Origin of the sequence: Sulfuricurvum sp. (genome assembly GCF_019163035.1) — a bacterium.
Classification (GTDB): Bacteria; Campylobacterota; Campylobacteria; order Campylobacterales; family Sulfurimonadaceae; genus Sulfuricurvum.
The window spans coordinates 1-12,301 of record NZ_JAFLKV010000093.1 but is presented as its reverse complement, the minus strand read 5'-3'; the positions used below and the strand labels follow the sequence as shown (position 1 = coordinate 12,301).

12 protein-coding genes are annotated in these 12,301 nt (G+C 37.9%); 4 read left to right on the top strand and 8 right to left on the bottom strand.

Annotation, left to right across the window (positions count from 1 at the left end):
* Positions 1 to 147 precede the first annotated feature (147 nt).
* Entirely contained in the window at positions 148 to 702 is a 555-nt protein-coding gene (locus JZU62_RS06965) for a GNAT family N-acetyltransferase (protein WP_295013251.1), read from the top strand.
* A gap of 71 nt (positions 703 to 773) precedes the next feature.
* Here JZU62_RS06965 and rpsR read toward each other — a convergent pair whose 3' ends face one another.
* The 7 genes from rpsR to JZU62_RS06930 all read right to left on the bottom strand — a co-directional run bounded on the left by rpsR (position 774) and on the right by JZU62_RS06930 (position 10,275).
* Positions 774 to 1,034, bottom strand: a complete 261-nt coding sequence (gene rpsR, locus JZU62_RS06960; protein WP_294895886.1) for a 30S ribosomal protein S18 — start codon at positions 1,032 to 1,034, stop codon at positions 774 to 776.
* Between the two features lie 21 nt (positions 1,035 to 1,055).
* Positions 1,056 to 1,562, bottom strand: coding sequence for a single-stranded DNA-binding protein (locus JZU62_RS06955; protein ID WP_294895888.1), 507 nt, complete (start codon positions 1,560 to 1,562; stop codon positions 1,056 to 1,058).
* 19 nt (positions 1,563 to 1,581) lie between these two features.
* Positions 1,582 to 1,965, bottom strand: a complete 384-nt coding sequence (gene rpsF / locus JZU62_RS06950) for a 30S ribosomal protein S6 (protein WP_295013249.1) — start codon at positions 1,963 to 1,965, stop codon at positions 1,582 to 1,584.
* Between the two features lie 117 nt (positions 1,966 to 2,082).
* Positions 2,083 to 3,048 (bottom strand): DNA polymerase III subunit delta, encoded by a 966-nt coding sequence (gene holA, locus JZU62_RS06945; protein WP_295013247.1) that lies wholly within the window; start codon positions 3,046 to 3,048, stop codon positions 2,083 to 2,085.
* Complete coding sequence (locus tag JZU62_RS06940) at positions 3,041 to 5,479, bottom strand: hypothetical protein (protein WP_295013245.1); 2,439 nt, start codon at positions 5,477 to 5,479, stop codon at positions 3,041 to 3,043. The genes holA and JZU62_RS06940 overlap by 8 nt, the downstream gene beginning before the upstream one ends.
* Positions 5,479 to 8,307, bottom strand: a complete 2,829-nt coding sequence (locus tag JZU62_RS06935) for an NERD domain-containing protein (RefSeq protein WP_295013243.1) — start codon at positions 8,305 to 8,307, stop codon at positions 5,479 to 5,481. The genes JZU62_RS06940 and JZU62_RS06935 overlap by 1 nt, the downstream gene beginning before the upstream one ends.
* Before the next feature lie 3 nt (positions 8,308 to 8,310).
* Positions 8,311 to 10,275 (bottom strand): ribonuclease R family protein, encoded by a 1,965-nt coding sequence (locus JZU62_RS06930; RefSeq protein WP_295013241.1) that lies wholly within the window; start codon positions 10,273 to 10,275, stop codon positions 8,311 to 8,313.
* Between the two features lie 70 nt (positions 10,276 to 10,345).
* Here JZU62_RS06930 and JZU62_RS06925 point away from each other — a divergent pair, with 70 nt between their 5' ends.
* Positions 10,346 to 10,672, top strand: coding sequence for a hypothetical protein (locus tag JZU62_RS06925; protein WP_295013239.1), 327 nt, complete (start codon positions 10,346 to 10,348; stop codon positions 10,670 to 10,672).
* A gap of 106 nt (positions 10,673 to 10,778) precedes the next feature.
* On the opposite strand, the gene JZU62_RS06920 is transcribed toward JZU62_RS06925, so the two are convergent.
* Positions 10,779 to 11,111: a hypothetical protein gene (locus tag JZU62_RS06920; protein ID WP_295013237.1), complete on the bottom strand. Its 333-nt coding sequence runs from the start codon at positions 11,109 to 11,111 to the stop codon at positions 10,779 to 10,781.
* A 333-nt stretch (positions 11,112 to 11,444) separates the two neighbouring features.
* On the opposite strand from JZU62_RS06920, the gene vapB reads away from it, so the two are divergent.
* Both vapB and JZU62_RS06910 read left to right on the top strand, forming a co-directional pair.
* On the top strand, positions 11,445 to 11,681 hold the full coding sequence (gene vapB / locus JZU62_RS06915; RefSeq protein ID WP_295013235.1) for a type II toxin-antitoxin system VapB family antitoxin: 237 nt from the start codon (positions 11,445 to 11,447) through the stop codon (positions 11,679 to 11,681).
* Complete coding sequence (locus tag JZU62_RS06910) at positions 11,681 to 12,082, top strand: type II toxin-antitoxin system VapC family toxin (protein ID WP_295013233.1); 402 nt, start codon at positions 11,681 to 11,683, stop codon at positions 12,080 to 12,082. The genes vapB and JZU62_RS06910 overlap by 1 nt, the downstream gene beginning before the upstream one ends.
* The last annotated feature ends 219 nt before the right edge of the window (positions 12,083 to 12,301 follow it).

Sequence of the window (12,301 nt, the reverse complement as noted above, 5' to 3'; positions counted from 1 at the left end):
CATCTTTCAGGTGTGGAAACGTAGGTCGCCGCCTGGCTCTCAGAGATTCCTCTTCTTAATCAAAATCCCCTAACTTATTCAATCACAAATTCTTCTTTTAAATACATAAAACAAGTTTCTTAGCATTGCTACTGTATACTTTCACTTATGAAACCAACACTCTATTTCCTCAGATCTTCCGAACAAAAAATACTTACCGATATGCTTCATTATGCGATGCGTTTGGACGAAGTCAATAAATCATTGTCTGATCTTCCCAAACTTTCTATTTACAGCGAATTTTACGGTTATACCAGCAAAGACTTGGGTTTATATGCCCTTGTCGATAATCAACTCGCAGGAGCCATCTGGATACGCCGATTAAATGCTGATCACGGCTCAAACGGATACATTGATGACAATACCCCTATTTTAAATATTGCGGTGCTTCCTGAGTTCCGAGATCAGGGGATTGGCTCACAGATGATCGAACAACTGTTTATCGAAGCGGGGGCACTCTATGAAAATATCAGTGTCAGTGTTGTAGAGGATTCTCTCGCAGTTCGATTTTATGAGCGTCATGGATTTATACGGCACGATAATGGCTTTGTAGAGCAAAGTTTTGTCGATGGCAAGAAAGTTATTGCTTTGCTAAAAAAACTTCAAAAAGCGGCAGTTATACGCCCATCTGATGGATATGATCCAAGACGTTGGATGGATTAATAAAAAAACAAAGATTATTGTGTGAGAAGAGAAGTATGTCGGCAAAGTGCCGACATTAGTGGTGCTGATTCTTAGTTGTTATCGAAAGAAGCGCCAGCGATCACTTTACGTGATACAGTGTAAGGAATCAACGCAGCTGCGCGTGATTGTTTGATAGCGATTGTAACCATATCTTGGTGACGTTTACAGTTACCTGTAAGACGACGAGGCATGATTTTGAAACGCTCAGAGAGTGAATATTTCAATGATTGTACATCTTTGTAGTCAATGAAATCAACTTTTTGCTCGCAGTATTTGCAATAACGTTTTTTGTATTTTCTTTTTTCTGACATGGTTCTATCCTTGTGCTTATTCTAAAACGGAATTTCGTCTTCGTTTATATCAATCTCTGGGAGATTGTTTTCCGGCATTCTTGCCGGTGCGGGTTTAGAATACGACGGTGGAGGAGTGTAAGCCGCTTTAGGTGCAGGTGCATCATAGCCGCTATTTCCAGCATCGCTGTACTCGTTATAACCGCCCTGAGAACCACCCTCGCCGCGTGAATCGAGCATTTGCATCGTTTCAACGATAACGGAGTGTTTAGAGCGCTTTTGGCCACTGGTTTGGTCAACCCATTGTTCAAAACTAAGTCTTCCCTCAACAAGGATTTTAGAACCCTTCCGAAGGTATTGGTTGGCTACTTCACCTGAACGGCCGAAAAAAGTGATGTCGACAAAACATGTCTCCTCTTTTTTCTCGCCGTTTACCGTAAATTTACGGCTGGTTGCAATAGCGGTTTTGGCGATTGCCGAACCGTTTTGTGAATATCGAAGCTCGATATCTCGGGTAAGATTTCCAACCAAAATGACTTTGTTATACATAGGTTTTCCTTGTAATGACTTAAGAAGCTACTTCTTCTTTTTTCTCAGCAACAGCAGCAGTTGGAGCAGGTTTTTTGGTTTTTTCAACCATACCGTTCCAAGCTGCAATTTCACGTTTTGAATCGTATTTCATTGTTACGAAACGCAAAATTTCCTCGTTGATACGGAAACGACGTTCAATTTCAGCAATCGCAGCAGGTGCAGATTTGTAATACATAACGTAAAAATAACCGCGAGCGTTTTTCTCGATCGGGTAAGCTAATTTTTTCATTCCCATTGCGTCGCGAGCAACGATCTCACCGCCGTTTGCAGTGATCACTTCTTCAACGAGAGCGATGGTGTTTTTAATCTCTTCTTCTGTAAGAGTAGGTTTTACGATTACTAAGTTTTCGTAATGTCTCATAGCGTATGTCTCCTTATGGTGTTCGCCCCTTATGGTTGTTATACAGCACGACAGTCGTGTTGCAAAGAGCAAGGAACGCGCGGATTATACTGAAAAATAGCTTAATATTAGTTTTGGTTAAAGGATTGCTTGTAGCTTCAGCAATGCCGAAAGAAGCAATGACTCTTGATCCGGCGAGCCAGTAGATTTCATCTTTAGCTCGGTATCGAGGAGGAGATTGATCCCCCGTTTATACCCCTCAGGTAAAATTTTGATGGACAATTTGGTTCGTTCTTCTACAATCTTAGGGGGCGGTTTATAGCCTAATACGGCGATTGGATCAGCGAATCCATTGACTTTTATTACTGTATTAAATAAATATAATTCGGTTAACATTTTACATAACGAAGTGATAATAAATACTTCATCTAATCCTGTTTCTAGCAAAAATTTTAAATCGTGTAAAAACTCTTTTTTTTCAATAATTTTGATATGGAATGAATCCAATTTGAGTTCACTTAACCCATATACATTCTCATCAATATCATGAATTGTAATCTGCTTATTCAAGATAGAGAGCTTAGAGAGTTCGTTGCAAGCAAGTGAAAGGTCGTTATTATGGACTTCTAGTAGATGCATTGCGGCTCGCTGGTCAAGTTGTAGTCCGGATTGTCTAGCTTCTTGAACAACAATCACACCGGCCTCTCCAGCAGAAGGGTTATAGAAACGAACCGATCCAGCATGAGAACCTTTGAATGCCGTATCAACGCTTTTGATATCTTCACCGACATAACAATAGATAAAATAATTGTCATCATTTTTCCCCACAAGCTCAACAAGCGTATCTAGTTCTGCTTTGGGGAGCTTTTTTTCGTGTTTGACGATAAGGAGGTTTTGATCACCGAAGAGCGACCCTTGGGAAAGGTGGGCTTTGGCGCTGTTAAAATCATATTCGTCATGATAGAGGTTTAGAACCGATGCCCCCTCGATTTGGGCAAGTCGGTGGGCATAGCGATCGATGAAAAAGTGATTTTCGCCAAAGAGTACCATTGCTCGTGGTACTGAATTATTTTGTAAAAGACGATCTAAATCTTGTTTATACATTTTCTTCCTTTGCAATGTCAAAAATTTGCCATTTCTCCCCATTGAACAAAGCCTGAGCCACAAGTTGACAATCTTCTTCTATTTTATACTTTTCCAATAAATATTTTGGTACATAATAATCACCCAAAAATCCAAAAGAAGCTTTCAGGTGGCCTGCATCATATGGAAGATCATAAAAATCATATGTGTAACTGTTGTATTTATATTTTAATGAAAGGCTACCTGTAATTTTTCCTCTTAATGATGGGTTTGTTTTGTTGGTAGACACCACACTTAGTATGTTAATTTTGTACTTTTTTTCTTTTTTATTAAAGGTTTTATAGTACTGCAATTCGACAAGGTCACCCACATTTGGTCGTAACTCTGTATTGGAAAAGAAAATAACACCACCTAATTCTTTATCTAAAACATAGTGAAAAAGCTTTTTATCGTTATTGACATGATCAACAACGGCAATACCTTTCGGGGCATTATTAATAAATGCATTTTTATCCAAAGAAGATTTATCTATTATCAATGGCACATAGCGTTGTTTGGTTTCATCATAAAAAAGTTTGAACTTAAAAACATCATCCTTTTTTGCATGTTTCAATAATTTGTATTTCGTTTTATTAACAGTAAATTCAATATTATGAAAATCTCTTAAAATAAGTCTTTCTTTACCATCTTCAGTTTTAAATTCACCATCTACTATTGCATCTACCCATGGAAAATCTACATAAATATATTCATCTACGACATCCAAGTTATTAGCATAAAAATTTTTATTACTGAGATTCTCTTCCAATTCAGCTGAACACTGAGATATCAATGAGTTAAATTCTGGAGAAAGTTTCCAATTTTTTTCTTGACGATGCTTTTCATAAAGTTTCAACTCAACGTATGCTTCTTTTTTCAAATTTTGTGAAATTAACAATTTAGAAAGATCAATATGCATCTCCCCTAAAAAGTCTTCATTTTTTTGTATACTCATAGCCTTACAAAGCATTGCAATAGCTATATTTGGTTCATTGTTGGCAACAATTTTAGAAAATTCATGCCACACATATGCCTGATCACCTAATTCAAGAATAATTTTCTTGTATATATCTATAGCCTCTTTATTCAAACCCGCTTCATACAGCACAAAAGCATACTCTCTTGAGAGCCAAACCGTTTTTTCAAGCCTTTCAAATGCTAACTTGTACAATTCTATTACCCAACGAATATCAGTAGTTTTCTCTTTTTTATCTTTGATTAATTCAAATATAATCTTGAGTGATTTTGCTGCCAATGACTTGTAAGTGGACTCGCCGTTCTTCTGTTCTTTCCAATCCTCTAATTGAAAGTTTTTATAATCCCATTTCCTAAAAAATTCAAAAAATCTCCAAGCATCTCCTTCAACCATAAAACGTTCTGCTAAATTCAAAATCTCTGAATGCCAATGAGACCCTTTATAATTGGAAAAGTTAGTTGCATAAGAATCAAATAGATGCCAAAGTTCGCTAACTTTATTTTCTTTATGAGCACTAAATATCTTCCAAAAATATGTTTCCCGAATAGGCTCAACAATTATCGCTTTATCCTCTACAGCATCGATCAAATAGTTAATATCGAACGGATAGTGGCTATTTACCGTTGTTTTTAACAACTTTTTTAGTAAGGATGGATATATTTTGCCTTTTGCTTCTGATTTTATCAGCAATCCAGCTGACATTAAGAATTCGTCTGTTTTTGATTCATATTGATCATGAATATCTTCATGTCGTAGATTTTTAGAGCCCCAAATTTGAAAAAATTTGAAAATATCAAAATCTTTATGAGTAGCAACATAATGCACTACAAATTGTAAAACGACAGAATGCAATAAAGATGGTCGTTCATTCTCAAGTTTCAAATATTCAAATAAAAGTTTTTTTATCCCTTCAACTTCTAAAGTAGATTCTGATGCTTTTATGTACCTATAAATTGCCCATCCATACGCATCGAAAGAATCTTTATTAAGTATTCCTTCATACTTTGCTTTTCTAAATATATCAAGCGATTGAACATGATTTCCATTTTTACTTAGTGTTTCCGCTTGTAGAAGGAATGTATTTTCAGGGTTCAACTTAGGCTTTAGAAGATTAATCTGCTTTGATAAAATATCATCATTAGTTACAAAGTCAATAGAATTTAATTCTTTAAAAAAATAATGAGCCCTATTAGTATCATTAGCCAATGCAGCCTTAATAATATCTATCAACACCCATGCATACGCTTTTTGGATCCATTCATCTTTTGGTTTTTCATTATATGATTTTAGCGCAAGCTCATGGGCTTCATCTAATTTCTTCTCTTTTCTTAGTTGAAATATTTCTGATGAAACATTGTCGACAAATGGCTTTTTTACTCTACCTGTTGTTCCAAGCATATTTTCTCTTGCTTTTGCAATTATCTCATCTACAGTCATTACTTAGCTTCATTATAGATATTTTTTTTTAAAATATCTATTGTCGATTTAAATTCATTCCAAAGAGAATCTTCGCTGCAATACTGCATAAATATTTTGCTAAATAATCCTGAGTTGTCATAATAAAAATCAATTTCTAATTCATCATTGTTTCTAAAAAGCTTCATCTTGTCACGATATGGCACTTGCATAATACTTTCTATGTGTATATCTTTGTATTTCAATAGCTGAGACAGCATCCTATAGGCATCTTTTCTCCAGTTTTCTGTGAGAAAATCAAATGATTGAAGAACTCTTTTTTGCTTGAATAAAGCAAGAATACGTTCTTTTAGTTCGTCTGAATATGCCTTCATGACAGATGGTATTTTAAAATGACCCTTACCATCATATGATATGTTCAAAACTACTTCATGACCATTTTCAGCAGTCATAAAGTAACGTTCTTGATAATTATAAGACTCAGATTTTATCAATACGATTTTTTCAGTCGAAATTTTAAAAGTAATATATTCTTTGAGTGCTTTAAGACGTTCAGTAAGATCAGGATTGTCTGATTCAAAAAAGACATCTTTAGATTTTACGTTCGATATTTTTTCATTGATTTCGATATTGTCCCATGGAGTAATCGGAGTAAAGTTTCTCAAAAAAACATGTTCTTTAGCTCGGCAAAGTCCACTGTAAAGCCAACGAAAATATGATTCATTACTTCTTACTCCATTTTTCCCCTGATCAACATTAAAAATAACTTCATCGAATTTATATGCCATTGAGCGATGAACCGTCATCGACCATCCAAATCGGATAAATGCGGCATTTTTGAATTTATAATAATCCGAGTCTGGAGTTCTTTCAAGTAAGGCTTTAGTAGCTTCCAAAAGTTTTGTTTTAACTGTTTTACCATCTTGTAATTGTTTTCGAAGATTTACTATATTTTCATCAGATATCAAATCATATTGCTGATCGGTTAATTTCGCTAAATCATCAAGCAATATTTTAAATGCTAATTGCTCATTATTAGAAAGTTCTGCTTTTGGGTTAAGGCGAAAGTTTTCCAACGATAAAATTGTTGCACGTTTACCATTCGAATGAAGTTTGATTGCTATCTCCCTATACTGGAGTTCTACGATGCTTTTTTTTGCAGGAATCTTTTTGGGAGAAGAGATAAATTCAACTGATGCGAATTCTCCATTAAATAGTTTTACAGGTAATTCAGAAGAAGAATTACCTGCTAAAGTGATATTGTTATGTAACGTGATCAAATCACCTACTGCAAGATCTTCGCCATTTCGTAAAATGGCTTTTTTTATCCACATATTAATCTTATGTGCTTCCTCATTGGTATATGTTAAGATTGGGCATTTGGTTTGAGAATGTACTATTTTAGTCATGATAGAAACAACTTCTTCGGACTTTAAATGGCTTATATTTTTATCTTCTATAAAATTAAGGGAATTATATATTTGCTGTCTCATTGCTTGAACACACTTTAAAGCTTGTTGATTCAAATTTGAATAATCTTCATTATCAAGTAAAGAAACAGTACCTATATCAAGCGAATAGTTTTCTTCAAAATGCTTTGGATTCAAAGAAGATTTTTCATTGCCACCAATCTGTAATTGATACGGATCACCTATTAAGATAATCTTTCGGTTGGTTTTATTAATTTGAGAAAATTCTAGAAAATCTTTCAACAAATGTCCACTTCCGAATCTCATATCAATAGTTTGAGCATAAGAGTCAGATAATAAATGGGCTTCATCTACAATAAATAATGTGTTGTTTTCATTATCGCATGCTTTTAATGGAATGATTTTTAAGCGCTTCTGTGACTGATCATTATCAGACATACTATCATCAAGAAAATCATTTTTCTTCTCTTTTTCGTCTTCAAAAAATGAGTTACCACCATAAATATAAGAATAAATACTCTGCACTTTATCAGCAGAATCCATTAAATTTCTCGCAACACGAGCAGACGAAGCAAAAATTTCTGATTCTACAATACCTGATTGATAAGCCAAATCTCGGATATAGGGAATCAAATGTGATTTTCCACTGTTTAACGTGCCTTGAAGGATAAAAATCTTTTTATTTGGATCTTTCAAAAAGATATCGATCTGAGTCAGAGCAAACTTTTGATCTTCACGGAGCTTATTAACTTGAAGTTCAACGTCTAATGACTGCACGGATACATTATTTGCTTCAAAAGCTTTCTCATCAAATTGATAAGTGTCTGCAAGAAAAACTTTTTTGAATGCTTCAAAAGATTGTGAAGATAAAGAGATTTGATTTTTTACATCAATAATATCCATGATTTTTTCAAGAAAATGAACCTTGTCTGTAATATGAAAGTTCATATATTCAGAAGGAATTTCACCAATTAGCTCAATAGCTTCTTGAAAGCAAATCACTTTATCAGCATGTTTAAAATTTAATGTATCTGTAGGGTAAATATATGGCAAAACATTATATTTAAGTACCTTTTCAAATCGACTTTTTTGAACTGACAACTGAATATAGGGGTTGATAGAACTGCCTCCTTTAATCATATCTCCCGTAGCATTTGTCCATATCCCTTGTTTGAAATTATTCTGATTTGGAAGATTAATTTGCCCTGAAAAGTTTTTAAAATCGATAATGCAAATGACATTCGTTGTAATGAGTAATGCATCAATTTGGAGTCTTTCTTCAACTTCACAAAAAGGGCTTCCAATTAAGAGCCCATTGATGCTTTTGTCAGCGAATTTTTTTGATAGCTCACGTGAAAAATCTCTAAAAAAAGTGTTTTCGTAGCTTCGAGAAAAAGTATTTTTTCTTACTTCAAGCATATTTTAGTAACTTTTATTATGTTCATTCTCTTCCTTCTCTATTCGACTCATAAATGAGGCGGTGATTTTCGCGGTGGCGAGGTTGGCGGTTTCGATTTTAACGATGATGTCATCGAAGAGCATAAGACCAAATTGTGAGGAAATCTGTACTTTTGCCCCCGTTATGGTGTCGTGAATCTCGGCGATGAACGGCTCTTCGGCGCGCATGATACGGGCTTTGAACTCCTGACCGATCACGGTGGCTGCCCAACGGGCGAATTTGCGCTCTTGGAAGCGGATCTCTATATCGCTCGCTTCACGCTCTTTTTCGCTGATGGAGGTACAAAGAGACTCAATGTTGCGCAATACGTACGATCCCTCTTCGGTGTCTCCTGCCGCAATCGCTTTTAGGAGGCGATGGACGATTAGGTCACTGTATCGACGGATCGGAGAGGTGAAGTGGGTGTAGCGCGCAAACCCTAGCCCAAAGTGTCCCATATTGTAGGGGGCGTAACGTGCTTGCATCTGAGCGCGGATGATGAGGGTATCGACCTCACTGATGAGATCGCGTCGCTCCGCTTCGGCTTGGATTGCCATGATCGTCTCTTTGATCGAGCCTTGGGACTCGACGAAAATACCGATACTTGCCAACTCGGTGTAGAGGCTTTGGAGTTTCATCGGGCTAGGGGATTCGTGGATACGAAAGACCCCCCGCTCGTACAATGATGCCGCCGCTTTGTTGGCGAGGAGCATACAATCTTCGATCAGGGCATGCGACGGTGTCTCGACGGCAAACTCGGTGGAGACGATGTTCTGTTCTTCGTCGATACGCATCTCCAGCTCGCTAGAGCGGAAGTTGTACCCTTTTTTCATCCGCTCTTCACGGAGTTTATAGGTTAGCTCGTTGAGCAGAGGGATGTAGGCTAAAACCTTGGTCTCTTTTTCGGTTTTGGCTTCCAGATTTCCTTCGAAAAAGGCATCGATCTCTTCGTAGCTGAAGCGTCGGTGAGAGTGGATGATTGACTCATACAAAGTATGGGAATCCATCTCATAGGTTACGGGATCGATGTGCATCTCAAACGTGTAGGCGAGACGATCAACGAGAGGCTGGAGCGAGCAGAGGGTTTCACTCAGTTCTCTCGGGAGCATCGGGATGGAGCGATGCGGAAGATAGATGGAGAAACTGCGATAAATCGCCTCGGCATCAATCGCTCCGAAAGGGTGGACGTATTCGCTCACATCGGCGATGGCGACGTAGAGGGTGGAAGTCTCAGGGATGTAGCAGATCGCGTCATCGAAATCTTTGGCGGTGACGGGGTCGATGGTACAAAACGGCAAGTGACGCAGATCACGGCGGTTGGGGTAAAGCGAGGCATCGACCTCTTTGGGAAATTCGCGTGCCATCGCTAATACGTCATCTTCGAACGCATCGTGTTTGTTGTAGAGGGCGAGGACGATTTTCTCATCTACTTTTGGATCACTTAGGTTGCCCAGATAGGCGGCTATCGTTCCGCTTTGGTTGTTGATCTGATAGAGTGAGCCTTCGGCTGTTTCGGGAAGATCATTGAGGGCAAATCCTGCGGGATGATCGGTGCGGATGTCTTGGAGGCTCAAATAGCCGTTTTTCATCGTAACGACGGCGACGCTGAACGTTTCGCTCCGTCCGGCGATGACGACGACTTTCGCCTGTGGACCGCCTCGTTTTCCGAGTAAGCGTTGGGCAATGACTAAATCGCCGCTTTTGGCTCCCATAAGATTATTGGTTTCGATAAAGTGGTCTCGGATACTCTCTCCCAATGTCTGAAGATACGCACCGCTCTCAGAAGCCAAAGAGACGATACCTGCGCGGTATTGAGACGCGAGCTGAAATTTATTATCTTCATGCGTTAGAAGTTTTCGTGTAAGCCATTCATTAATGTGCTCACGCTCTTCCGGTGCGATATCTTGGTCATAAAGACCATGGGTAAGACGAATTAGGAGTGATTTCATAAGAGATATTATAGTCAATAAATACTTCTATGATAGAATAACTCTTCTAATTTTACAAAGGAACATACTAATGACACATGAAGCGATTTTAAACCAACTCGGATATGCCCCTAATGAAGCATTAAGCCTCCAACTCAGTCGAATCGAAGAGAATACTAGCGGGTATGAAAAAATTATCAAACATATTTTGGATTTGCATGAAGCGTTGAAAACGGATGAATCGTATGTGGCGATGTCGAACAGTAACGACTATTTTAAAATAAAGATCGATGCGACAAGTGAGATCAGTTCAAGTGACGCAATGGAAAAAATCAACCATTTTGCGGATAAGTACAAAGTTGAGCTTCAAAAAGTGGACGGGAAACCGACCTATTATATCCTCGGATTTGCGGCGTAAGTATAGGGGGTGGAAACCCTGTCTATAGTCGCACTTTCGTCTCGCTCCTAAGCTCTGGCAACGGGGAGGTTGGGAACGAGAGTCAGCATGAGCGCTTTGTCAGGGCTTACAAACCTGAACATGCCACTTCACCAATTGTAAGTTTTTCCACTCTATTCTCTGAAAATCCCGAAATAAATTCGATTCGTTCAAGACAGGTGTATAATGAAAACAAATTATCTTTATGCCGTACACAAGCCACTGAGTTTGAAGTGTTTTGTAAAAAAATTGCCTCATCGTTGCAAGTGAATTCTTCGGACTGTAGGTGGCGGATTGCATCGGGTGTAGCCATACCTTCAGCGACTTGTTTGTGGGCGAAAGATTCAAAAGCGGTTTGGTTTGGTGTGTAGCATCCGTCAAAGGTAAGTACGGCACAGATAAGCAAAAATATTTGTTTCATAAGATTAGAAGCTTTCAATGATGAGATATTTCAAAATTCTACATTCAAAACCTTAAAATTTTTGCTGTTTTTATGCTCTAATGATTGGGAGGAATTGACCATACAAAAATTTAGTATGTGATAATAAGGGAATGGACAGCGTTCGCCCTGATCTCAAGGAAACATCGCTTTGCGAGCGGTACTTTTGTTTTATCGAAGGGTGTTTCATTCATGGTTCGACGGGCTCACCACGAACGGAAAATTAGGTTATGCAAGAAGTCTATTCACTATCTATTGACACGTGCTTTTATTTGGTATATACTTGTGATATATATCTTTCAGAAAGGATCTGAAATGACAGTTATGGCAAAAGTATTTCAAAATGGTCGTTCACAGGCGATTCGCATCCCAAAAGAGTTTCGCGTCGATACGGATGAAGTGTGCATTGATAAAATAGGCGATACACTGATTATTAAGCCGAAAATAGAGAAGAAATGGGACATGTTTTTTGATGCTTTAGAGGATATTGATACGGAGGGATTTCTTGAGGATCGAGAGCAACTTCCTCTTCAAACGAGAGAGATATTTTAATGCTCTATATGCTCGATACCAACATTTGCAGCTATATTATCCGCAATAAACCCCAGAACATCAAAGAAAAGCTCAAATCTGTTGAAAAAGATCATACGATAGCTCTTTCTACTGTCGTCGTGTCTGAACTGATCTATGGTGCAAAGAAAAAGGGGAGTGAAAAGCTCTTTGATCTCGTCCTCTCCTTTATTGAGAATTTTCAGATCATGGATTTTGATAAAAACAGTGCATTGTCCTATGCTACTATACGGGTCGAGTTGGAAACTACTGGAAATATTATCGGTTCAAATGATCTATTTATTGCCGCCCATGCCAAAGGGTGCGATGCGATATTGGTCACTAATAACACCAAAGAGTTTGAACGGGTTGAGGGGTTGCGGTTGGAGAATTGGGTATGCTAAAAAGGACAAATAGATGAGCCAAAATGAACCCATGACCCCGCGAGGGTACGATGAACTTTTACGGGAGTTTAAATTTCTAAAAGATGTCGAAAAACCGCCATTTTGCGGATAAGTATAAAGTAAGTCTCCAAAAAGTGGACGGGAAACCGACTTATTATATTGTTGGGTTTGCGGCGTAAATACGAATGCCTTAAGGCGTTCGTGTAGAAAATCTACTCG